Origin of the sequence: Solirubrobacter deserti (genome assembly GCF_027587175.1) — a bacterium.
Taxonomy (GTDB): domain Bacteria; phylum Actinomycetota; class Thermoleophilia; order Solirubrobacterales; family Solirubrobacteraceae; genus Solirubrobacter; species Solirubrobacter deserti.
Genome location: NZ_JAPCID010000064.1, coordinates 1 through 22,282 on the forward strand (window position 1 = coordinate 1; position 22,282 = coordinate 22,282).

General features: G+C 74.8%; 15 protein-coding genes and 1 pseudogene. 7 read left to right on the forward strand and 9 right to left on the reverse strand.

Annotated elements, in window-relative coordinates; genetic code table 11:
- From OJ962_RS29750 to OJ962_RS29765, 4 genes and pseudogenes are all read right to left on the reverse strand, one after another.
- Positions 1 to 1,763, reverse strand: a pseudogene (locus tag OJ962_RS29750) (hypothetical protein); the annotation flags it as partial.
- Positions 1,760 to 4,858: a DUF6603 domain-containing protein gene (locus OJ962_RS29755; protein ID WP_202953265.1), complete on the reverse strand. Its 3,099-nt coding sequence runs from the start codon at positions 4,856 to 4,858 to the stop codon at positions 1,760 to 1,762. The gene OJ962_RS29755 and the pseudogene OJ962_RS29750, both read right to left, overlap by 4 nt.
- A 136-nt stretch (positions 4,859 to 4,994) precedes the next feature.
- Positions 4,995 to 5,579: a transposase gene (locus tag OJ962_RS29760; RefSeq protein WP_202953264.1), complete on the reverse strand. Its 585-nt coding sequence runs from the start codon at positions 5,577 to 5,579 to the stop codon at positions 4,995 to 4,997.
- Positions 5,580 to 5,644: 65 nt separating this feature from the next.
- Positions 5,645 to 6,340, reverse strand: coding sequence for a DoxX family protein (locus tag OJ962_RS29765; protein WP_202953263.1), 696 nt, complete (start codon positions 6,338 to 6,340; stop codon positions 5,645 to 5,647).
- 193 nt (positions 6,341 to 6,533) lie between these two features.
- On the opposite strand from OJ962_RS29765, the gene OJ962_RS29770 reads away from it, so the two are divergent.
- The gene (locus OJ962_RS29770; protein WP_202953262.1) at positions 6,534 to 7,943 is read left to right on the forward strand and encodes a DHA2 family efflux MFS transporter permease subunit; all 1,410 of its coding nucleotides are present in this window, start codon (positions 6,534 to 6,536) and stop codon (positions 7,941 to 7,943) included.
- Here OJ962_RS29770 and OJ962_RS29775 read toward each other — a convergent pair.
- Entirely contained in the window at positions 7,879 to 10,587 is a 2,709-nt protein-coding gene (locus tag OJ962_RS29775; protein WP_202953261.1) for an ATP-binding protein, read from the reverse strand. The genes OJ962_RS29770 and OJ962_RS29775 overlap by 65 nt on opposite strands.
- A gap of 166 nt (positions 10,588 to 10,753) precedes the next feature.
- Between OJ962_RS29775 and OJ962_RS29780 the strand changes: the two genes are divergently transcribed.
- Positions 10,754 to 11,362, forward strand: coding sequence for a sigma-70 family RNA polymerase sigma factor (locus OJ962_RS29780; RefSeq protein WP_202953260.1), 609 nt, complete (start codon positions 10,754 to 10,756; stop codon positions 11,360 to 11,362).
- The gene (locus OJ962_RS29785) at positions 11,343 to 12,266 is read left to right on the forward strand and encodes an alpha/beta fold hydrolase (protein ID WP_202953259.1); all 924 of its coding nucleotides are present in this window, start codon (positions 11,343 to 11,345) and stop codon (positions 12,264 to 12,266) included. Before OJ962_RS29780 ends, OJ962_RS29785 begins: the two co-directional genes overlap by 20 nt.
- 11 nt (positions 12,267 to 12,277) lie before the next feature.
- On the opposite strand, the gene OJ962_RS29790 is transcribed toward OJ962_RS29785, so the two are convergent.
- Together OJ962_RS29790 and OJ962_RS29795 are read right to left on the reverse strand one after the other, a co-directional pair.
- Entirely contained in the window at positions 12,278 to 12,886 is a 609-nt protein-coding gene (locus tag OJ962_RS29790) for a hypothetical protein (protein ID WP_202953258.1), read from the reverse strand.
- A 59-nt stretch (positions 12,887 to 12,945) separates the two neighbouring features.
- Positions 12,946 to 15,720 carry a helix-turn-helix transcriptional regulator gene (locus tag OJ962_RS29795; protein WP_202953257.1) on the reverse strand — a complete coding sequence of 925 codons (2,775 nt, stop codon included), beginning with the start codon at positions 15,718 to 15,720 and terminating at the stop codon, positions 12,946 to 12,948.
- 148 nt (positions 15,721 to 15,868) lie between these two features.
- On the opposite strand from OJ962_RS29795, the gene OJ962_RS29800 reads away from it, so the two are divergent.
- Positions 15,869 to 18,346, forward strand: a complete 2,478-nt coding sequence (locus tag OJ962_RS29800) for an alkaline phosphatase D family protein (protein ID WP_202953256.1) — start codon at positions 15,869 to 15,871, stop codon at positions 18,344 to 18,346.
- Here the strand turns inward: OJ962_RS29800 and OJ962_RS29805 are convergent.
- Both OJ962_RS29805 and OJ962_RS29810 read right to left on the reverse strand, forming a co-directional pair.
- Positions 18,343 to 18,945: a response regulator gene (locus tag OJ962_RS29805; protein WP_202953255.1), complete on the reverse strand. Its 603-nt coding sequence runs from the start codon at positions 18,943 to 18,945 to the stop codon at positions 18,343 to 18,345. The two genes, OJ962_RS29800 and OJ962_RS29805, sit on opposite strands and share 4 nt — an antisense overlap.
- Positions 18,942 to 20,078: a sensor histidine kinase gene (locus OJ962_RS29810; RefSeq protein WP_202953254.1), complete on the reverse strand. Its 1,137-nt coding sequence runs from the start codon at positions 20,076 to 20,078 to the stop codon at positions 18,942 to 18,944. The genes OJ962_RS29805 and OJ962_RS29810 overlap by 4 nt, the downstream gene beginning before the upstream one ends.
- A 98-nt stretch (positions 20,079 to 20,176) precedes the next feature.
- Here OJ962_RS29810 and OJ962_RS29815 point away from each other — a divergent pair, with 98 nt between their 5' ends.
- The 3 genes from OJ962_RS29815 to OJ962_RS29825 all read left to right on the forward strand — a co-directional run bounded on the left by OJ962_RS29815 (position 20,177) and on the right by OJ962_RS29825 (position 22,282).
- On the forward strand, positions 20,177 to 21,058 hold the full coding sequence (locus OJ962_RS29815) for an ABC transporter ATP-binding protein (protein ID WP_202953253.1): 882 nt from the start codon (positions 20,177 to 20,179) through the stop codon (positions 21,056 to 21,058).
- Entirely contained in the window at positions 21,055 to 21,765 is a 711-nt protein-coding gene (locus OJ962_RS29820; protein WP_202953252.1) for an ABC transporter permease, read from the forward strand. Before OJ962_RS29815 ends, OJ962_RS29820 begins: the two co-directional genes overlap by 4 nt.
- Before the next feature lie 286 nt (positions 21,766 to 22,051).
- Positions 22,052 to 22,282, forward strand: coding sequence for a hypothetical protein (locus OJ962_RS29825; RefSeq protein WP_270006801.1), 231 nt, complete (start codon positions 22,052 to 22,054; stop codon positions 22,280 to 22,282).

Sequence of the window (22,282 nt, forward strand, 5' to 3'; positions counted from 1 at the left end):
CCGCCGTCCGTCGTTGTCGCGGCGCGCGCGGTCGTGGCGGCGTCGCCGTGCGCGGTCGTCGCGCCCTCGCCGTGCGGGGCCGTCGTGCCCTCGCCGTGCGCGGTCGTCGCCGCGCGCCGGTTCGTCACACCCTCGCTGTGCGCGGTCGTCCCGCCCTCGCCGTGCGGAGCCGTCGTGCCGTCGCCGTGCGCCGTCGTCGCCGCGCCCCGGCTCGTCGCGCTCTCGCCGTTCGCCGGCGGCGTGTCGCCGTCGCCCGGCGTGGCGAAGGACGCGGCCTGGGTCACCGTGGCGGCGCCCGTGGGCGGCATCATCACGACCATGCCGCCCGGGATCGGGGCGGGCGGGCGCATCGCGGCGGCGTCGGTCGCGGCCAGCATGTCGGCCGACCGGCTCGCCTGGGCGCGGCGGGCGACGAGGCCCTGGCCGCTCGCGAGCCGGCGCATCGCGCCGGACGTCGCGGCCGCGGGGACGCGGCTCGCGCGCAGCTCGTCGCCCACCGTGCCGGCGGCGAGCGCGATCCGGGCGTGCGCGGGCTGGGTCATGGCCAGCAGCGCGGACGGGCTCAGCGGCGCGAGGTGGCGCTCCATGAGCACAGTGCCGAGCTCGCGGGCGAGCTGCGCCTGGCGCAGGACGGCGTTGACGTCCTGGACCGGGCCGGCCTGCTCCCAGGCGCGGGCCATCAGCGACTCCTGGCGCTCCTGCACGACCTTCGCTCCGGCGGCGGCCGCGATCCGCAGCCGCGGGTCGAGGTTCAGCGTGCTCACCCAGGGCGCGGTGTCGCCCTGCAGCGACCCGTAGCGCGGCGGTGCGAGGCCGGGCGCCTTCAGCGCGCCGTCGAGCGCGGCCGTGAACGCGGTCGGCGCCCCCGGGGGCGGCGTGTCGGGGCCGACCGGGCGCAACGCGGCCTGCAGCTCGACCACGCCGCCGTCCGGCAGGCCGCTGCCGGCCGTCGTCAGGTCGAGCCTGAGCGGGGCGGGCGTGAACGGGCTCGGGTGCAGGCGCCGGGCGAGCGTCTCGAAGCTCCCGGCCGGGCCGGTCGAGAACTCCCAGCTGTCGTAGACGGGCAACGCCAGCGGGCCGGCGGTGCCCGGACCCCAGGCGGGCGTGAGCTGCGCGCTGATCGGCAGGCCGAGCCCGGCCTGGACGCCGGCCGCGAACGCGGGCACCAGGCACGCGCGGTACGCGGTGTCGGGCTCCAGCCGGCGCGGGCACACGAGCCGCGAGCACGCGCGGCCCGGGTCGGCCGCGAGGATCTCGGCGGGCCGTTTGCCCTCGGGCAGGCCGGTGATCTGGCCGTGCGCCCAGGCCCATGACTGCGACAGGTCCGGAAGCTCCGCGGCGGGCGTGCTCACGGTGAGCACGGGCAGCGGCACGGAAGGCGTCAGCGTCGACGCGTCCTTGCGGACGCACACGAGCACCAGCCACGGCCGCAGCCGCGTCTTGGCCGCGCCGGGCGCCGCGGGCGTGAACAGCCATGGCAGGTCGCCGCGCCGGAACTGCACGTGCGGCATGTAGCCGGCTTCGAAGTGCGTGGTGTTCGGAGCGGGATCGCGGCGGCTGATCTGGCCCGGTTCGAGGCCGGTGACGTCGCCGGGGCCGTACAGGCGCACGGGGGTGGGGACGGTGCCGGCGCCGTCGACCGTCAGGCTGACGGGCAGCGTGACGGTCGACGCGAGGGTCGCGCCGGCCTCGTCGGCCGCGGTGATCGAGCGGGCGATGCCGCTCTGGACCCACGGCACGAAGGCGTAGGAGGCAGTGGTCATCGCAGGGCGAACGCCGGGGTGGGCTCCGGCGCGGTCTTGGTGAGGTTCAGGAACACGTCGCCGGGCAGCGGAAGCTTCTGCGCCGCGGGCGCGGTCACGCCCGCGGCCGCCACGACCTGCTGCTCATAGACGAGCCCGACCGTGACGTGGTTGCCGGTCACGAAGCCGTCCGCGCCGAGCGCGGCGCCCGAGGTCATCTCCTCGAACGACGGCGCCGACAGCTTCTTGTCGTCGCTGAGCGCCGTGAACTGCGCGGGCGCGAAGCGGTCGGTCAGCGGCTTGAGCGTCGTCCGGACGCCGCCGACGGTCGCGGTCGTGATGCGGAACTTGCGCGCGCCGCTCGGCACGGCGGTGCCGAAGCGGTCGAGCGTGCGCTCCAGCGGCGCGACGCGCTGGCGGACGTTGAGCGTCGCGAGCGGGTGGGCGAGCACCGCCGCGCCCGGCTCCAGCGCGCGGAAGCTCGCCACCGCCGGGCCGGGCAGCTGCGCCTCCCACGCGCGCGGGTCCTTGAGCGCGTCGTGCACGAGCGGCGCGACGTCCACCGGCGCCGGCAGCGCGGGCTGCGCGGCCTCGCCGATCGTGACGTCGAACGCGAACGAGACGTCGAAGAACAGGATCGAGAAGGACGCGCGGCCCCGGGCCCGCCACGGCCGCGGGCCGCTCAGTGACAGCTCCAGCGAGACCGACAGCAGCGTCTTGCCGCCGGCCTTGACGGCGAGCTTGGCCGCGATGTCGACCATGAAGCCGAGCGGCGCCAGCGTCAGCAGCGCGTCGAAGGAGAGGAAGCCGGTGAGGCTGAAGCTTCCGGCCTTGGCGGACAGGTCCACGCGCGCGCCGAACTGCACCGTGTTGGAGGTCAGCGCGAGGTAGGCCTCCAGCCGCAGCTTGGGATTGTCGCCCTTGGCCAGCGCGACCGCGACGCGCTCGAGCGCCGGGAAACCCGCGGGCGCCGCGAAGCGCGGGTGGAAACCGCCGATCGCGAGCAGGAACGAGGACTTCTCGCCCCAGCCCATCCGCAGCGCCATGTCGCCCGTGAGCGCGAACTGGGCGAGCTTGGAGTCGCTCAGCGTCGCGTCCACGGCCGCTTCGCGGCGGTCGAAGTCGATCACGCCGAGCGCGTCGACCTGCAGCTTGACGATCGGGTTCTCCGGGTTCGGCAGCACGGCCTTCAGGCGGCCGAGCGCGACCAGCCGGACCGGCGACGGCAGCTCCAGCGCGAGCGCCAGGTCGATCGTGATCAGCGTCGGCGCGCCCCAGACGATCCGTGCGGTCGGCGCGAACACGTGCCGGCCGGCCGCGGGCGGGAACAGCTGCGCGAGCGCGGCGACCTTCTGGCCCGCGGGCTCGCCGGCCTTGGGCGGACTCAGCGCCGCTCCCAGCGCGCCCGTCTTGAGCCCGGCGCGCAGCTTCTCGACGGCGACGGTGCGGTTGATGCCCAGCAGGCCGCCCGCGCCGACGAGCCGGAACCCGAGCCCGAGCTGGATCGGCGGGAAGTCGGCGGAGACGAGCACGAGCAGGGAGAAGCCGGGCTCGGTCGTGATCAAACCGACAGCACGCGCGCCGATCTTCTCGAACGTGAGGTGGACCTCGCCCGCGTACTCGCCCGTGGCGGCGTCGTGCGCGAGATAGCCGCCGCCGGTCACGGGGCCGGCGTCGATCGAGAGCCCGAGCCGGTCCGGGCCCTTGAAGCCGATGTCGACGTTCGCGACACCGAGGTTCCCGGGCGTGGGGGAGAAGTCCGTGCGCACGCCGACGCCGTCGATGTCGACCGCCACCGGACCGAGCTGCACGCCCAGCCCGGCCGTCACGCCCTGTGGCGAGACCTTGACGTTGCCCGGCAGCGTGGCGTCGAGCCCGACGCCGCCGCTGAGCTCGAAGCCGCGCGCGCTGGAGAGCGACACGCCCGCATCGAACTCGACCGTGAGCCCGTCCTCGGGCAGCACGTGCTGGAGGAACCCGTCGCCGTCGCCGGGCGCGATCACGAGCCGGCCCTTGCCGGCCTTGACCGACAGCGCCGCGTTGGGCGCCGACGTCAGCTCCAGTGCCGCCTGCAGGTGCTCGAGCTCGACGCGCGTGCCGTCGGAGGAGCCGAGGCGCAGCGTGCCGGCGCGGCTGGCCTGCAGCTTCGCGCTCGCGGCGGGTCCGGCGGCGCCGACGACCTTCAGGCCGCTCGGCGTCACGGCGAGCTTGGGCAGCGTGCCCTGGCTGGAGAGCGCGAACGTCCACGGCCCGGCGGTGCGCGTGCGGTTGAGCGCGCCGGCCAGCTCGACGATCAACCCGGGCAGCCCGCCGGGATGCTCGGGCGAGGACGTGGTGATCGACAGCGTCGCCGCGTCGAACAGCCGCGCCTCCAGCCGCGCCTGCGTCGTCTTGAAGTACGGCGCAAGGTCGGCGGCCGGCGACGGCGGCGCGTCCTCGGGGGCGACGAAGTCGCGTTCGACGTGGCTGCCTCCAAGCTCGCCGTCCGCCACCGCGGGCAGCAGCGTGGTGAGCTCGCGCGTGACCGGCAGCCCGAGGGCGCCGAGCGCGGCCTCCAGCACCGGGAACAGCTTCTCGCCCGCCGCGAACGCGTCCGCGGCGGTCGCGAGCCCGTTCGGCAGGTACGCAGCCTCGAGCGTGCCCCACGGGTCGGCCAGCAGCGGTCCGAGCCGCTCGGGATGGAGGTCGTCGCCGAGCCAGGCCGTGCCGGCCTGACGCGGCTCGGCCGGCTCGATCAGCGTCAGCAGCGCCGCGGCCTGAAACAGCCGCGCGCGGTATCGACGCAGGTAGATGGCCGTGAGCTGCTCGGCCAGGTCGGAGCCGAGCTGCGCGGGCGCGCCCGTGACCGCGTCGAGCTGCCGGACCGCGCCGAGCGCCTGGCCGCTGCGGGCCAGGATCGCTTCGAGGCCGTCCCACGACTCGAGGTCGAGGCCGTCGAGGTCCGCCAGCGTGCTCAGCTGGTCGAGCGCGGCCGTGACCGCGGGCGTGCGCGCGGCCTCGGGCCGGCCCACGAGCGAGAGCAGCTGCGCCCAGCGGTCCGGCGATCCGGACGCGGCCACGAGCGGCTCGAGCAGGCGCGTGAGTTCCTGCCTCAGGGAGGTTGAAAGTGCAGTCATGAGCGGGAGCGGGGAGGAAGGCGATCCTCCCGCGCCCACGGCACACGCACAATCGGGACCCCACCCCGAAGTTTTCGTGCCATCAACCCTCAAGCGGTGTTGACGAATCTAAAGAGGGACTGTCCCTCTTTAGATTTCATGTGGTGGCAATGCGACGCCGCGATGGAGTGCGGGCGGCCGGGGGCAGCGCCACCAGCGCTCTGTATCGATGTCGCGCCTGACCACCGTCCGTGCCGAAGTAGGCGAGCAGCCGGTCGACGTCGAGCCACTCGGGTGCGCAGTCATAAAGGACATCCGCGTGGCTGCTCCATGGCCAGTCCGCGGCTTGCTTGCAGAGGCCGGCCGTCACGGGATTCCGTGCGACGTACGCCGCCGCGACCCACAACTGCGCGTCATTCTCGATCGGCACAGCGTCGTAGCGACCCTGGAACAAGTGTCCCGACAGATCGTGGCGCTGATTGAAGTACTGCGCGTAGGAGCCGTGAAGCCGGTGCATCCCGGTTCCAAGGTTCGCTTGCCGCGTCTCGATGACCAGGTGCACGTGATTGTTCATCAGGCAGTACGCGAGCAGTCGCCAGCCGGTCCTACCGACGGCGAGCGCGAGCATCGCGATGTAGCGGCGGCGATCGCGGTCGTCGCCGAAGATCGGCTGCTTCCGATTCCCGCGGGCATACACGTGGTACAGACCGGGCTCGAACTCCGAGCGGGCAACACGAGGCATGGTCTCGATAGGCCGCGTCGGCGTCCGACTCGCCCCCTTGCTACTTAAAGAGGGACAGTCCCCCTTTAAGTAGGCGTGGGGCGAGCAGCGTGGGAGCACCGGGCGGGCGCCCACGGCGCGTGGGAGGGCTCGATCCGCGAGTGGCACCGCGTCGAACCTGAACGCGTCCGGCTCACCGCGGGGACGCTGGGCGGCGTGACGCCAGCGTGGTCGTGTGACCCGCGCGGCGACAGGCCGCGGACGAGCTGGTGGTGACGATCGGGGGCCCGCTCACGCCCGCGGAGCTGCTCGCGGCGGCGAGCTCCGCGGACGCTGAGCGCGAGCGCCAGGCACGCCGCGCCGAGCAGGAGCACGAGTTCGCCGCCGCCCTCGGTGGCGAAGAAGCCGTGGCCGAGGTGCGCGGTCAAGAAGGCCACCGCCATGTCCCCGGCGAGCGCGAGGGCGATCCACGGCACGGCGGCGCCGGCGATCAGCAGCAGACCGCCGACGGTCTCCGTCACCCCGACCAGCGGGGCCATGGCCGCCGGCCAAGGGATGCCGAGCGAGTCGAAGAACCGCTCCGTGCCGTCCAGGTCGGCGAGCTTGTCCAGGCCGTGCGCCAGGAACGTGGCGCCGACGGCGATGCGCAGGAGCAGGAGCCCGGCCGCGGCGCGGTCCTCAGGACGGGACGACCAGGCCGCGCGCAGGCGGGCGAAGCGCATCCGGTTGGCGTGGCGCCCGCGCTGCATCGCGACCGGGCGGGTGGCGGTGGGATCGGTCATGTGCCGAACTCTCCGCCGCGGGCGTGTGCGTGGCGTCCGGGAGAGTCCCCGGTCCGCACACCAGTCACTGGGCTCCGGCGCCCCGTCACGGATCGGCGCCGCCGTGTGGTCATCAGCGATGAAACCGCATCGCAACCGAAGGGACACGCCGGATGGAACCCACACACGAGCACGCCGCGGCGGCGGCCGGCCGATGAGCACCCGCGATCAGCGGCTCACGCTCACGGCCGCGACGCTCGGCTCGTTCGTCGCACTGCTCGACTCGACCGTGGTCGGCGTGGCGCTGCCGGCGATCGGCGCCGACCTCGGCGGCGGGCTCGAGAGCCAGCAGTGGATCGTCAACGCCTACCTGCTCGCGCTCGGATCGCTGATCCTGATCGGCGGCTCGCTCGGCGACGTGTTCGGCGAGCGGCGCGTCTTCGTGTCGGGCACGGCCGGCTTCGGCATCGCGTCCGCGGCCTGCGCGGCGGCACCCACCGCCGCGACGCTGATCGCCGCGCGCGGGCTGCAGGGCGTGTTCGCGGCGCTGCTGACACCGGCGTCGCTGGCGGTGATCGTCGCTGCGTTTGCCCCCGAGGAGCGCGGCCGGGCGATCGGCACGTGGACGGCGTTCAGCGGGATCGCCGCGGTCGTGGGCCCGTTGGCCGGTGGCTGGCTCGTCGACAGCCTCAGCTGGCGCTGGATCTTCGGCATCGTCCTGCCGTTCGTCGCCCTCACGCTCGTGCTCGCGACCCGGATGCCGGCCCGGGCGCCGGGTGGAGCGGGCCGCCGTCCCGACTGGCTCGGAGCCGGCCTGTGCGCGTTCGGCCTGGCCGGCGTGTCGTTCGGGCTCGTCCGCCAGCCGGGCCACGGCTGGGCCGACGCGCTGGTCACCGGCCCGCTCGTGGCCGGAGCGGTGCTGCTCGCGCTGTTCGTGGCCTGGGAGCGCCGGGGCGCGCGTGACCCGATGCTCCCGCTCGGCCTATTCCGGCGCCCGAACTTCGCCTGGGGCAACCTCGAGACGTTCTGCGTCTACGGCGCGCTCGGGTTGCTGTTCTTCGTGCTCGTCGTGTTCCTGCAGCAGGTGGCGGGCTACAGCGCGCTCAAAGCGGGCGCCGCGACCATTCCCACGACGCTCGTGATGCTGCTGTTCTCGCAGCGCTTCGGCGTGCTCGCCGACCGCTTCGGCCCCCGGCGCTTCATGGCCGCCGGGCCGGTCATCGCCGCCGCCGGCGTGGCCTACCTGCTGGCGGCGGTCGACCGCTCGCCCGACCTGGTCGTCGACGTGCTCCCCGGGATGACGCTGTTCGCGTTCGGCCTGGCCACGCTCGTGACACCGCTCACGACCGCGGTCCTGGCTGACGCCGACGAGCACAACGCGGGGATCGCGTCGGGCGTCAACAACGCCGTCGCGCGCGTCGCGGGGCTGCTCGCCACAGCCGCGGTCGGGACGATCGTCGGCGGCACGCTCGACCTCACCGGGCTGCGGACGGCCCTGGTCGCCGCCGGGGCGCTGCTGCTCCTGGGCGGCCTCACCGGCCTGTGGGGGATCCGCGACCCTACGAGCAGCCCAGCGGCGACGGTGCGTCCGGGAGCGCGGTCCGAAGCTCGCGCCGAGTGCTGACGCCGAGCTTGCGGAAGACCTTGTGCAGGTGGTACTCGACCGTGCGCGGGCTGATGAACAGCCGCTCGGCGATCTCCGGATTGGTGTGCCCGTCGCGGGCGAAGCGCGCGATCTGCGCCTCCTGCGGCGTGAGCGCGTCGCGCGTGGCGTCGGTGAGCCGCGGCGTGCTCTCGCCCGTGGCTCGCAGCTCGCGCCACGCCCGCTCGGCGAACGCCCGCGCGCCGATGCGGGTGAAGCGCTCGTGCGCCCCGCGCAGGACCGTGCGGGCGTCCGTGCGCCGCTGCTCGCGTCGGAGCCATTCGCCGTAGAGCAGCTGCGCGCGGGCGAGGTGGACGGCGCCGCGGCTGCGGCCCAGCCGCTCGATCGCCTCCTGGTGCAGCGGCTCAGGGGCGTCGGCGAGCAGCGCGTGCGCGCTCGCCTCCGCCCCGAGCGCCCACTCGGTCCCGCTCGCCTGGGTCCGTTCCCGCAGCCGCGCGAACGCGGCGGCCGCCACGTCGCGCTGTCCGACGCGCACCCCGGCCTCGACCAGCTCCACGAGCGCCCACCCGTACGAGATCATGTCCTCGTGCTCGCACGCCCGCTGAGCGGCGGCGAGCGCGTCCTCGTAGCGGCCGGCGGCGTTGTGGAGCAGCGCGGTGGCCCAGTGGAACACGCCCAGTCCCGAGCCCTCGCCGCGCGCCACCGCGTTCTGGACGTTGCGCTCGAGCAGCGCGTGCGTGTGGTCGAGGTCGCCCTGCCACGCGGCCAGCACCAGCGCGCCGTACCGGACCGGGGCCACGCCCGTCGCGAGCGTGACCGCCTCGATCTCGTCGAGCAGGACGGCGGCGGCGTCGAACGCGCCGGCGTGGACGTGCAGCGCGGCGCGATGCGTGGCGACGATCGGCAGCGTGCTCAGCGCGCCGCTCTCGCGGGCCTCGCGCACGCCGCGCGTGGCCAGCGCGTGCCAGAGCTCGTCGTCCCACAGGTCCTGCGCGAGCCGGCACGCGAGCCACAGCCAGCGCCCGTCGTCGAGTCCGCGGAGCGCATCGGGAAGGGCGGGGATCGCGCTCGCGTAGCCGTCGGCGAAGCGCACGGCCACCGCGGCGAGGAGCGCGTCACGCGGTTGCGTTCCCGGCGGCGCCGTGCGCGCCTCCCGCGCCACGTCCTCGACGCCCGGGCCCTCGGCCAGCCGGCCCGCGAACACGGCGGCGCTGATCGCCTCCAGGTAGGTCTCGCGCGCCGCGTCCCCGTCCAACGGCGCGAGCCGCCGTGCGGCGTCGAGCAGGCGGGGCGCGGCGTCGCCGCCCCGCTGCGCGACGAGCGTCAACCGCCCGCGCAGGCGATCGAGCCGCGCGCGCCGAAGCTCGTCCAGCGGCCCGGTTCGCGCGGCGGCGAGCAGGTCCGCGCACGCGGCGTGGTCGGCCACCAGCAGCTTGGCCTGCGCGGCCTCCAGGGCCCGTTCGGCGCGCAGCCCGGGGTCGGGCGTGAGCTTGGTCGCCCACTCCAGGAACGCGGCCTTCGCCGCCAGGCCGCCGCGCCCGGCCGCGCGGTCGGCGGAGCGCAGCAGCTCGGCCGCGATCGCCTCATCGGGCCGGGCGCTGGCGTGTGCGCGGTGCCACGCGCGCCGATCGGGGTCGGCACCCGGGTTGGTCGCCTCGGCCAGCGCGGCGTGCGCCGCGCGCCGGTCGGACACGGCCGCCCCGCGGTAGACGGCGGAGCGCACGAGTGGATGCTTGAAGCGCGCCGTCAGGCCGAGCTCGATCAGCCCGGCGGCTTCGGCGGGACGGCCCGCGTCAGCGCCGACGCCCAGGCGCTCGGCGGCGCGCCACAGCAGGTCGAGGTCGCCGACCGGCTCGGCGGCGGCGAGCAGCAGCAGGCGCTGCGTGTCGTGCGGGAGCGCCTGCGTGCGCTGCAGGAAGCTGCGCTCGATCCGGTTCGCCAGCGGGCGCGCGTCGGGCAGCGCGAAGCCGCCCGCGAGCTCGGCCGGCGTGAGGCCGGCGGGCAGCTCCAGCAGCGCGAGCGGGTTGCCGCGCGTCTCGGCGACGATGCGGTCGCGGACGCGTTCGTCGAGCCGCCCGGGGACCGCGGTCGCCAGCAGGGCACGGGCGTCGTCGGCCGCCAGTCCGTCGATGCGCAACGCCGGCACCCCGGCGAGCACGTCCGCTTCGACCGGCTCGCGCACGGCGAACACGATCGCGACCCGCTCGGCGAGCAGGCGCCGGGCCACGAACGCCAGGACGAGGGCGGAGGTCTGGTCCAGCCACTGCGCGTCGTCGACCACACACACCAGCGGGCGCGCCTCGGCCGTCTCGGCGAGCAGGTTCAGCACCGCCAGCGCCACCAGGAAGCGGTCCGGCGGCTCGCCCGAGCGCAGGCCGAACGCCACGGACAGGGCCTCCCGCTGCGGGCCGGGCAGCGCTTCCAGGCCGTCGAGCAGCGGGGCGCACAGGTGATGGACGCCCGCGAACGCGAGCTCCATCTCGGACTGCACGCCGGTCGCGCGCGCGACGCGGAACCCGGACGCCCGCCCGGCGAGATAGCTCAGCAGCGCCGACTTGCCGACGCCGGACTCGCCACGCAGCACGAGCGAAGAGCTCTCGCCGCGCCGGATGCGTTCCAGCAGCCCGTCCAGCGCCTCGCATTCGCGACGGCGACCCTGTAGCACGAGGGCGCACCTTATCGCCGAGTTGACTGGGGCCCCGGTCACGCGGACTGGGGCCCGGACGCGGGTGGGACACGGACGCCCGCACGCCCGCCGCGGAGCAGGCTCGCGGCATGCCCCGAACCCAGACGCAAACCCCGCTCCGCGCGACGCCGGCCCGGGTGGCGTCATGACCGCCTCCGACGTGGCCTTCGTGCGCGCCCGCCCGCGCCTGGTCGGCATCGCCCGCCGTGTGCTGGGCAGCGCCGACGACGCCGACGACATCGTTCAGGAGGCGTGGATCCGCTGGCAGGCCGGCGACCGGGCCGAGGTCCGCGACCCGGCCGCCTTCCTGGCCACGACGACGACCCGGCTGGCGCTCAACGTCGGCCGTTCCGCGCGCGTGCGCCACCAGACCGCCTTCGGCGCGCGTGAGGCGGACCTCGTCGACCTGGCCGCCGACCCACAGCGCGACGCCGAGCGGCGCGAAGCCCTCGCCCGCGCTCTCTGGACGATCCTCGAGCGCCTGTCGCCGGCCGAAGGCGCCGTCTACGTCCTGCGCGAGGCGTTCGACTATCCGCACCGCCGGGTCGCGCGGGCGGTCGGCTGCAGCGAGGCCAACGCGCGTCAGCTCGTGACGCGGGCCCGCCGGCACCTCGCCGGCGAGCCGCGCTGGACGGTCGATCCCGCCGAGCACGCGGACCTCGTCGAGGCGTTCCTCGCCGCGGCGCGCACGGGCGACCTGGACCGGCTGGAGCAGCGGCTCGTGGGAGCGACGGATGCACGGCTCGCGGCGTAACGGTCTTCCCGCCGCGTTCGGCGGCTTCGAGGCGCACCGGCTCACGACCAGGCGCGGCACGATCAACGCCGTGGTCGGCGGCAGCGGACCGCCGCTGCTGCTGTTGCACGGCTATCCCCAGTCGCTGCTGATGTGGCACGCCACCGCGCCGCGTTTGGCCCGCCGCCACACGGTCGTCGTCACCGACATGGCCGGCTACGGCGACTCCTTCCGTCCGGCGCCGTCCTTCGGCCACGAGGCCCACAGCAAACGTGCGCTCGCGCTCGACCAGGTGGAGGTGATGGACCGGCTCGGGTTCGACACCTTCGCCGTCGCCGGGCACGACCGCGGCGGGCGCGTCGCCTACCGGATGGCGCTCGACCACCCCGGCCACGTGAGCCGGCTTGCGGTGCTCGACATCGTCCCCACGGGCGACGTCTGGGCCCGCGCCGACGCCGCGCTCGCCCGCGGCTACTGGCACTGGTCCTTCCTCGCGCTCCCCGCGCCGCTGCCCGAGCGGCTGATCGCGGGGGACCCCGACGCGTTCTTCGACCTCCACGTCCGCGGCCAGCTCGGCTTGGGCGAGGACCCTGAGCGCTACCCACTCGAGCTCCTGGACGCCTACCGCCGCCCGCTCACGGACCCCGGCGCCGTCGAGGCCATGTGCGAGGACTATCGCGCCGGCGCGACGATCGATGTAGAACACGACGAGCTCGACCGCGCCGAGGGCCGCCGCATCGCCTGCCCGCTGCTCGTGCTGTGGGCGGCGCACGGCAGCCTCCCGCGCTTCTACGGCGATCCGCTCGACGTCTGGCGGCCGTGGGCCGCGGACGTCCGCGGCGCCGCCGTCGACGCCAGCCACTTCATGGCCGAGGATCGCCCGGAGGAGACGGCCGGCCACCTGCTGGCGTTCCTGGGCGCGTGAGCGCCAGGGAATCAGGCCCAGCCCGCGGGTGGCAGCTTGGCCCGCAGCCCGGGCTTGACCCCCGTGCTGACGTAGGCCGTGACGGCGCCGACGAGCTCGCAGAACGCCGCCGGCCGCGCCGCGCTGGAGAACAGCGTGCGGCACTGCAGCCACGTCGCGAACTCCGACTGCAGGTCGAACCCCAGCCCGAGCGCGGCGTGGCCGAACACGTCGTGGAGGGCACGCAGCTCGTCGAACGCGCCGAAGAGCGGGTGCGGCTCGTCGCGCGTGAGCGTCAGCAGGCCGTGGTCGCGCACGTCGGAGCACAGCTCGGCCGCGCTCACGCCCGGGTCCGCGTCGACGTGCACGACGCGGACGCCGAGGTTGCGCACCAGCGCAAACAGCCGCCGGGTGTCGCGTTCGAGCGCCCGGTAGGCGTGGGCGACCGCCTCCACGGGCGGTGCGGGCGCGGTCAGGAACCAGTCGGTCACGCGCGCGGCGTGCTCCGGCTCCAGCTGGCCGGTGGTGCGCAGCACGTGCGGCGACGGCGGCAGCTCGTACGCGTGCTGGTCGACGACGAGCTGGGCGCGCCGCCAGGTCGGGAACACCTCGGACGGCCGGAGAATCTCGAGCGTGGTCATGCGGCGAGTCTTTTCGCCCGCCGCCGCGGTCGCGTCCGGGCAACCCCCGAACGTGCCCCCTAGTCGTCGCCGCCCGGCACCCCGGTCGCGAGCGCCGCACGCAGCTCCTTGCGAGAGCTGATGCCGAGCTTGGTGAAGACCTTGCGCAGGTGGTACTCGACGGTGCGCGGGCTGATGAACAGCTGCGCGCCGATCTCGGGGTTGGTCTGCCCGTCGGCGGCCCGGCGGGCGATCTGCGCCTCCTGCGAGGTCAGCACCTCGCGCGTGGCGGCGGCCTGGCGGGCGACCGTCTCGCCCGCGGCCTGCAACTCGCGGCGCGCCCGCTCGGCGAACGCCTGTGCGCCGAACCGGCTGAACGCGGCGTGGGCTTCGCGCAGCTGCTCGCGCGCCGCGGCGCGCCGCTCCGTGCGGCGCAGCCACTCGCCGTAGACGAGCCGGGCGCGCGCGAGCTCCACACGCATGCGGGTGCGTTCGAGCCGGTCGATCGCCTCGCGGTAGCGCGCGTCGTCGTCGGTCACCAGCGCGTGTGAGCGGGCGAGCATCCCGAGCGCCCAGTCCGTGCCCGCCGCTCGGGCACGCGCTTCCAGCCGCGGCAGCGCGCTGGCGGCGAGCTCCGCCCGGCCGGAGCGCACGCCGGCCTCGACGAGCTCGACGAGCGCGTGCGCAGCGTAGCCCTGATCGTCGTCCTCGGTGGCGGACAGCGCCGCGTCGGCGGCGGCGTCGTAGCGTCCGAGGCCGTTGTGCAGCACGGCGGTGGCGTGGCCGACGAGGGCAAGGACGCGACCCTCGCCGCGGGCGGTCGCGCTCTCCAGCCCGGCGTCGATCAGCCGGCGCGCCTCGGACTCGACGCCGCGCCAGGCCCCGAGCAGCAGGCGCCCGTAGACGAGGCCCACGTTGCCCGTCGCGGCGGTGATGGCGTCGGCCTCCTGCAGCAGGGTCGCGGCGGCGCCGAACTCGCCGGCGAACAGCCGCACGCCGGCCAGGTAGGTGAGCGTCACCGGGAGCATCGTGAGCGCGCCCGCCTCCCGCGCGAGGCGGACCGCCCGGGTGGCGAGCGTGCCGAACGCCGCGTCGTCCCACAGCTCGAACACCACCATCGACTGCAACACCGGGCACAGCAGCAACCAGCGCATGACCGCCTGGTGGTCGTCGAGCGGCTCGTCCGAGAACACCCTGAGCGCGGCGCGCAGCGGCGGCACGCCGGCGGCGTGGCCCTCCGTGAAGCGCTCGGCCATGCCGTCGAGCACGAGGTCCAGCGCGCGCGGCGTCGCGACCGCGGGCGCGGAGCGGGCGGCCTCGGCCGCCGTCCGGACGCCGGCGTCGGCGTACATGCGCCCGGCGAACACGGCCGCGCCCAGCGCCTCCAGGTAGGTCTCCCGCGCGAGCGCGAGGTCGAGCGCCTCCAGTTCCCGGGCGGCGGCCAGCAGCAACGGCGGCGCGTCCCGCCCGCGCCGGGCGGCGAACGCGATCTCCGCCCGCAGCCGGGCGACGCGAGCGCGCTGGAGCGGGTCCAGCGGGCTCGCCTCCGCGACGGCCAGCAGCTCCAGCGCCGCCTCGGGGGCGGCCGACTCGAACTGGGCCTGGGCGGCCGCGAGCGCGCGGGCACCGCGGCGGACGGGATCGGGCGTCAGCTCCGCGGCGCGCTGCAGGAACGCGGCCGCGGCGGCGATCCCGCCGCGCTTCTGCGCGCGCCCGGCGGAGCGCTCGAGCTCGTCGGCGACCGCCTCGTCGGGCCGCGCGGCCGCGTGCGCGCGATGCCAGGCGCGCCGGTCGGGATCGAGCCGCGGGTCGGTGGCGTCGGCCAGCGCTCCGTGCACATCGCGCCGGTCCGGCACGCTCGCGGCGCGGTAGGCCGCGGTGCGGACCAACGGATGCCGGAAGCGCACGCTGGCCCCGATGTCGATCAGCCCCGCGGCCTCGGCCGGCGCCGCCCGCTCGGGCTCGAGCCCGAGCAGCTGCGCGGCGCGCCGCAGCAGCGTCACGTCGCCGACGGGCTCCGCGGCCGCGAGCAGCAGCAGCCGGCGCGTCTCGCCCGGCAGCGGCTCGAGCTGGCGCACGAATCCCTGCTCGATCCGGCTGGTCAGCGGCATCGCGCCCGGTAGCCCGAAGCCGCCGGCCACGGCGGTGGGCGACAGCCCGCGCGGCAGCTCCAGCAGCGCGAGCGGGTTGCCGGACGCCTCGGCGAGGATGCGGTCGCGCACCCGCTCGTCCAGCGGACCGGGGATCGCGCTGTCGAGCAGCACGCGCGCCTCGACGGCGCCGATCCCCTCGACGCGGAGCTCGGGCAGCCCGCCCAGCTCGTGGTCGTCCCCGTCCTCGCGCAGCCCGAACACCAGCCCGACACGCTCGGCCAGCAGCCGCCGGGCGACGAACGCGAGCGTCTGGGCGGAGATGCGGTCGAGCCACTGAGCGTCATCAACGATGCACACCAGCGGCTCCTCCTCGGCGGCGTCGGCGAGCAGGCTCAGCACGGCGAGGCCGACCATGAAGCGGTCGGGCGGCGGGCCGGCGTCCAGCCCGAACGCGGTGCTGAGCGCGGCCCGCTGTGGCTCGGGCAGCCGGCGCAGGCGGCCGAGCAGCGGCGCGCACAGCGCGTGCAGGCCGGCGAACGGGAGCTCCATCTCGGACTCGATCCCCGCGGCGCGGTGCAGCTGGAAGCCCGTCGCCGCCCCGGCGAGGTACTCGAGCAGCGCGGTCTTGCCCACGCCGGCGTCCCCGCGCACGACGAGGACGCGGCTCTGGCCCGCCCGCACCGCGGACACGAGCCGATCGAGCGCTCCACACTCCTGCTGTCGACCCAACAGGCCCGACGGTGGCATCTGCGTGTCGGTCATCGGCGCGGACCGGCATTATCGCGGTTCATCGGTGCTGCCTTTCGGACGGGTCGTCGACTGAGACCGGCCACCGCAGCGGTTCGTGACAGCGACTGCGCGTAACACCCTGGCTACCTCTCGAGGGTTCGGCGCCGCTCTCATCCCCGCCATGAGAGAGCGGGGATTCGATCGCCGGCACTTCCTGAAGCTCGCCGGTGGCGCGGCCGGAGCGGCCGCGCTGGGTCAGTTGCCACAGTGGGTCGCGCCCGGGGCCGCTTCGGCGGCGCTGGACCCGGCGCCGTTCAGCCTGGGGGTCGCATCGGGCGATCCGTCGGCGACCGGGGTGATGCTGTGGACGCGGGTCGACCCCGGCGCGATGGCCTTCGTGCCGGTGCGCTGGGAGGTGTCCGAGAACGAGGCGTTCACGAAGGTCGTCAAGCGCGACACGTACTACGCCGATCCGGCGTGGGACCTCACGGTGCACGCGCAGGTCGACGGGCTGAAGGCGGGCCGCTGGTACTGGTACCGGTTCAACACCGGCGGCCAGGAGAGCGTGATCGGGCGCACGCGCACGCTGCCGCCCGCCAACGCGGCGAACGAGCCGCTGCGGTTCGCGTTCGCGTCCTGCCAGAACTGGGTCGGCGGCGCCTACCCGGCCTACCGCGACATGGCCGAGCAGGACCTGGACTTCGTCCTGCACCTGGGCGACTACATCTACGAGACCGCGACCGGCAGCCTGGCGGAGTTCCGGCGCCTGCACGCGCTCTACAAGTCCTCGGCCGAGCTGCGCGAGGCGCACCGCAAGTTCCCGTTCATCACCACGTGGGACGACCACGAGGTCTCCAACAACTACGCCGGCGAGGTCCCGGGCACGGCCAACGACGCGCGCCCGCACCTGGAGCGGCGCGCGAACGCCTACAAGGCCTACTACGAGTACCTGCCGCTGCGCTACCAGTCGCTGCCGCGCGACGAGCACCTGTACCTCTACAAGCGCTTCCAGTGGGGCCGGCTGGCCGAGTTCAGCGTGCTGGACACGCGCCAGTACCGCTCCGACCAAGCATGCGGCGACGGGATGCGCGCCCCCTGCGACGAGGTCTACGATCCCGCCCGCACGATGACCGGCCCCGAGCAGGAGCAGTGGCTGCTCCGCGGGCTCAAGCAGTCAAAGGCGCGCTGGAACGTGATCGCCCAGCAGACGATCATGGCCCCGTTCGACTACGACCTCGGGCCGGGCGAGGTCTACAACCTCGACCAGTGGGACGGCTACCCCGCAGCGCGCGAGCGGATCCTGCGCACGCTCGAGGGCGAGCGCGTGTCGAACCCGGTGATCCTCGCCGGCGACTGGCACTCCAACTGGGTCAACGACGTCGAGCTCGACGACCGGCTGGTCGCCACCGAGTTCGCGGGCACGTCGATCTCGTCCGGGATCGGCTGGGACGCGGCGGTGCGCGAGGGCCTGGACGCGAACCCGCACGTGAAGTTCTACGAGGGCGGCTACCGAGGCTACGTCAAGTGCGAGGTCGACCGCGACCGCTGGGAGACGACGCTGCGGATCGTCACCGCGCCGAACAACGCGGCGTCGCCGGCCTACACGCTGGCCGCGTTCGACGTGGCGGCGGGCACCCCGGGCGCGCGCCGGCTGGACGCGGGCACCGGGTTGGCGGGCAAGGTCACCGGCACGGGCGGCGCGCCGCTGCGCAACGTCGAGATCGAGGTGCGCAACGCGAGCGGGGCGCTCGTGGTGGAGCGCCCGACCGACGCCGACGGCGAGTTCAGCCTGTTCGTCGCACCCGGCAGCTACTCGGTGACCGCGAACGGCGTCGGCTACGAGGTGGCGACCAAGCCGGCGACGGTCACGGGCGCTTCGATCGCGAAGCTCGACTTCGCGCTCACGCCGGTCGGCTTGCGCGCGGCGAGCGGGCGGCTGCTGCCGGGCGCCCGGGCCGAGGCCCGCGCGACGGACCTGGTGCTGGAGAACGCCAAGCTCGCGCTCGGGCTCTCGCTCACGTTCGAGGACGGTCAGCTGACCCCGACCACGCGTGGCAAGCCGCTTGACCTGGCCGCGGTCGGCCACGTCGACCAGCTCGACTGGATCAACCTGCCGTACACGTCGGTCGCGCAGCCGACCGGCCCGGAGGCCTGGCAGATGCGCACGGTGCGCAACACGACGGTCGAGGTGGTCTCGCCGGGCGTCGTGCGCGCGACCGGGACGGCGAGCAACCCGACGGGGATCAGCGTCGTCACGACGTACACGCTGGAGGCCGACCGCGACTTCGTCCGGATCGCGTCCGTGTTCACCAACACGACGGCCACCGCGCTCACGTTCTGGCTCGGCGACGCCATGGACCACGACGGCACGGGCCAGCGCAGCGGCGTCGCCGGGCACGGCACGATCGCGACCCCGTACGCCGAGCAGGCGTTCTACCCGCCGTCCAAGCCGTGGATCGGCATGACCGGCACCGACGGCCAGACGTACGGGCTCGTCTACGCGCAGGCCGGCTTCACGGCGTACGGCAACGGCAACTGGATCCAGTCCCAGCGACAGATCACGCTCGCGCCGGGTGCGTCGTTCGAGCTGGTGCGCGACCTGGTGGCCGTCAGCAACGGCTTCGGCGACCCGTGGGCGGTGCTGGACAGCCGGGTCTAGATCCAGCCCTCCTCGTAGGCGATCCGCGCCGCTTCGGCGCGGGTCGGCGCGTTGAGCTTGGCCATCGCCGAGGACAGGTAGTTGCGCACCGTCCCCGGGGCGAGGTGCGCGACCTCGGCGATGGCGCTCGCGCTGCGCCCGGCGTGGACGTGGCGCAGCAGGTCGAGCTCGCGCTCGCTGAGTGGACACGTGCCCTCGGTGAGCGCGGTGGCCGCGATCTCGGAGTCCACATAGCGGCCACCGCCGTGCACGTCGCGCAGGATCCGCGCGAGCCGGTCGGCGGGCGTCGTCTTGGGCACGAAGGCGCGGGCGCCGGCCGTGAGCGCGCGCCGCAGCACGCCGGGCCGCGCGTGCCGCGTGAGCAGCACGACCGGGACCGCCCGCCGCGCGAGGATCGCCTCCGTGGCCGACACGCCGTCGAGCTCGGGCATCTCGAGGTCGAGCACGACCAGGTCCGGCTCGTGCTGGGCGGCGAGCTCGACCGCCGCTCGCCCGTTCCCGGCCTGCGCCACGACCGTGAAGTCCGGCTCGAGCTCGAGCAGCGTGGCGAGCGCCTCGCGCAGGAGATCCTCGTCGTCGGCGAGCAGCAGCCGGATCACGGCCGGTGCGGCGCGCGGCCGCAGAGCTCGAAGCCACGCGGCGCGAGCGGCGCCGCCTCCACGCGGCCGCCGACCGCCGCGAAGCGCTCGCGCAGGCCCGCGACGCCCGTCCCGTCGCCGTCGGGCACGACCACGCGGGCGACGCCGTCGTCGATCACGCGCACGACCACGTCGTCGCCGTCGCGCTCGACCGCGATCTCACAGCGTTCGGCGCGGGTGTGGCGGAGCAGGTTCGTGGCGCCCTCGCGCACCAGCGACCCGAACAGCGGCTGCAGCGCGACCGGGACGGTCTCGGGCGCGCCCTCGACCTCGGCGTCGACGCCCGCCGCCTTCAGGATGCCGACGGCGTTGGCCAGCTCGGTCGCCAGGCCTACACGCCGGTAGCCCTGGACGAGCTCGCGCGTCTCACTGAGCGCCTGCAGCGCCAGCGCGTGCGCGTCGTCGGCGTGCCGGCGCGCGGCATCGTCGTCGCGCCCGATCAGCCGCGAGGCGAGCTGCGCCTTCAACGCGATGGCCTGCAGCTGGTGGCCCTGGATGTCGTGCAGGTCGCCCGCGAAGCGCAGTCGCTCGCGCAGCACGGCGACCTCGCCGGCCTGCTCGCGCGCCTGGTCGAGCCGCAGCGTCACGTCCCACACCCACACCTGCGCGAGGCAGGCCAGGGCGAACGAGGCCAGCACGAACACGCCGCTGAGCCCCGCGTCCGGCGTTCCCGTCGCGGCCCAGCCGACCGCGAACGCGGCCGCCAGCCCGGCCACGATCACCAGCCAGCGCCCGCGCGGCCCGGCGCCGAACGTCACCCCGCACACGACGCCGGAGAACGGCAGCACCCACATCCAGCGCGTCTCGTCGACCAGCGCGGCCCACAGCACGAGCGCGACCGCCGCGGCGGCCAGCACCACCGGCAGCGACCGCCGTGCCGCGTCCAGGCCCGCCATCCCGCCCAGCAGCAGCCGCGTCTGCACGTAGCCCACGAACGCCAGCGCCACGAACGCGGCGGACACGGCCCAGGGCTCGAGGTCGTCACGCGCGAACAGATCGGCGGCCGGGATCAGCACGACGAGGCCCGCGACGCTCGCGAGCGTCCACTGGGTCAGCCGCCGCATCCACTGCAGGCCGTTCTCGGTCCGGTCCATCCCGGGCAACCTAGCTCGCGCGCGGGATGACAAGCGCATGACATCCGGTGACAACCGGGCACTAACGAGGACCCGCCCGCGCAGGCAGGCTGCTGGACATGGCCGTGATCGAAGTGACCGACCTGCGCTGCACCTACGGCGCCCACACCGCCGTCGACGGCGTCGACTTCAGCGTCGAGCGGGGCGAGGTGTTCGCGCTGCTCGGCGCCAACGGCGCGGGCAAGACGACCACGCTGGAAGCGCTGGAGGGCCACCACGCGCCCGCGGGTGGCCGCGTCCGCGTGTTCGGGCACGACCCGCGCGCCGAGCGCCGGGCCGTGCGCCGCCGGACCGGGGTGATGCTGCAGGACGGCGGGTTCGCGGGGGAGCTGACCGTGCGCGAGACGGCCGAGCTGTGGGCGCGGCTCGGCAGCCGCGCCGGCGACGTCGCCCACGACCTCGAGCGGCTCGACCTGACCGCCCGCGCCGACGTGGCCGTGGAGCAGCTCAGCGGCGGCGAGCGACGCCGGCTGGAGGTCGCGCTCGCCATCCACGGCAGCCCTGACCTGCTCGTCCTGGACGAGCCCACCACGGGTCTGGACCCCGAGTCGCGCCGCCGTACCTGGCAGCTGATCGGCGAGCTCGTGGACGCCGGCACGACAATCCTGCTCACCACCCACTACCTGGAGGAGGCGGAGGCGCTCGCGCACCGCGTGGCGATCCTGCGCGACGGCCGGATCGTCCGCGCCGGCTCGCTCGGCGACGTTTCCGCCGCGCTCCCCGCGCGGATCTCCTTCCGTGCGCCGCCGCACCCGCTCCCCGACGATCTCGCCGCGCTCCGGACGCACGGCCGCCTCGGCGAGCTCGTCCTCGAGACCCACCACCTGCAGCGCGACCTCCGCCGCCTCCTGAACTGGGCGGACACCCACGACCTGACCCTCGAGCGCCTGCACGCCCGCGGCGGCACGCTCGAAGACGCCTTTCTCGGAGTGATCGCATGAACCGCGTGCTCGCCCTCGCCCTGTCCGAAGTCCGCATCCTCGGCCGCAACAAGCTCGTGCTCGCCACGGCGCTGCTGCTCCCGCTCGCCCTCGGCGCGATGATCGCCGCCGACGGGGAGGACGGCAGCTGGGGCGGGGTGGTCGCGATGCAGTTCGTGTTCGTGATGCTGTTCTGCGTCTACGCCACGGCGACGACCTCGCTCGCCGCCCGTCGCCGCCAGCTCGTGCTCAAGCGGCTGCGCAGCGGCGAGCTGAGCGACCCGCAGATCCTCGCCGGGCTCCTGCTGCCGTTGCTGGTCCTGGCCGGGGCGCAGTCGGTGCTCCTGCTGGCGTGCGCGGTCGCGTTCGGCGCGCCGCTACCCGAGCGGCCGCTGACGCTCGTGCCCGCGTACGTGCTCGGCAGCGTGATGTCGGCCTCGCTCGCGCTCGCGACCGCCGCGTTCACGGCCAGCGCCGAGCTCGCCCAGGTGACCGTCGCGCCGGTCTTCCTGGCCGCGATCACGAGCGCCGCGTGGGCGCTGTCGGTCACCGCCGACGCGGTCACGACGGTGATGCACCTGACGCCCGGCGGCGGGCTCGCCGACCTCGTCCGCCAGGGCTGGGAGCAGGGCGGCAGCGTCGTCGCGCCCGCCGCGGGCCTGATCGTGTGGACCGGGATCGGCTACGAGGTCAGCAGGCGCTGCTTCCGCTGGGAGCCGCGCCGCTGAGACGCAACTGTCGCTCCGGATCTCTGTATCAAACGCGAAGTCTTGACAAACAGCCTCGAGCGCGGAGAGGATGGCCTCATCCGCATCCAGCGGATCGTCGAGAGGGAGGTACGGCATGTCCGGCGCGCCCGAGACGGGCACCATTCGACTCCACGTCAAGCCTCGGAGCAGGTTCTTCGCTGAGGACGACGATCGTGCCCGTGAAGAAGCGGGCGAGGTCGAGCGGGAGCTCGCCCGCGAGCTGCCGAATCACGCTGAGCTCCGTCCGGGACCCTCGGACAAGGGCGTGATCACGGACATCGTGATCCCACTGGCATCCAGCGGCGCATTGACGGCCGCCACCGAGGTCTTCAAGGCGTGGCTCAACAAGCGCCCCCAGCATCGCTCTCTGGATGTCGAGTACGAGGTCGAGCAGGACGGTGCGCCCAGCCGCTCGGGCAAGCTGTCGATCGACGCCGAGAACGTCGACGACGCGGTGCTCGAAGCGGTCGTCGCAAACACGCTCAACGGCGAGTGA

What these genes read in the sequence shown, in the direction of transcription:
- OJ962_RS29800 (WP_202953256.1), top strand. Translation starts at nt 15,869, where the DNA reads ATGAGAGAGCGGGGATTCGATCGCCGGCACTTCCTGAAGCTCGCCGGT.
- OJ962_RS29780 (WP_202953260.1), top strand. Translation starts at nt 10,754, where the DNA reads ATGACCGCCTCCGACGTGGCCTTCGTGCGCGCCCGCCCGCGCCTGGTC.
- OJ962_RS29770 (WP_202953262.1), top strand. Translation starts at nt 6,534, where the DNA reads ATGAGCACCCGCGATCAGCGGCTCACGCTCACGGCCGCGACGCTCGGC.
- OJ962_RS29795 (WP_202953257.1), bottom strand. Translation starts at nt 15,720, where the DNA reads ATGACCGACACGCAGATGCCACCGTCGGGCCTGTTGGGTCGACAGCAG.
- OJ962_RS29820 (WP_202953252.1), top strand. Translation starts at nt 21,055, where the DNA reads ATGAACCGCGTGCTCGCCCTCGCCCTGTCCGAAGTCCGCATCCTCGGC.
- OJ962_RS29765 (WP_202953263.1), bottom strand. Translation starts at nt 6,340, where the DNA reads ATGACCGATCCCACCGCCACCCGCCCGGTCGCGATGCAGCGCGGGCGC.
- OJ962_RS29785 (WP_202953259.1), top strand. Translation starts at nt 11,343, where the DNA reads ATGCACGGCTCGCGGCGTAACGGTCTTCCCGCCGCGTTCGGCGGCTTC.
- OJ962_RS29755 (WP_202953265.1), bottom strand. Translation starts at nt 4,858, where the DNA reads ATGACTGCACTTTCAACCTCCCTGAGGCAGGAACTCACGCGCCTGCTC.
- OJ962_RS29790 (WP_202953258.1), bottom strand. Translation starts at nt 12,886, where the DNA reads ATGACCACGCTCGAGATTCTCCGGCCGTCCGAGGTGTTCCCGACCTGG.
- OJ962_RS29760 (WP_202953264.1), bottom strand. Translation starts at nt 5,579, where the DNA reads ATGCCTCGTGTTGCCCGCTCGGAGTTCGAGCCCGGTCTGTACCACGTG.
- OJ962_RS29815 (WP_202953253.1), top strand. Translation starts at nt 20,177, where the DNA reads ATGGCCGTGATCGAAGTGACCGACCTGCGCTGCACCTACGGCGCCCAC.
- OJ962_RS29810 (WP_202953254.1), bottom strand. Translation starts at nt 20,078, where the DNA reads ATGGACCGGACCGAGAACGGCCTGCAGTGGATGCGGCGGCTGACCCAG.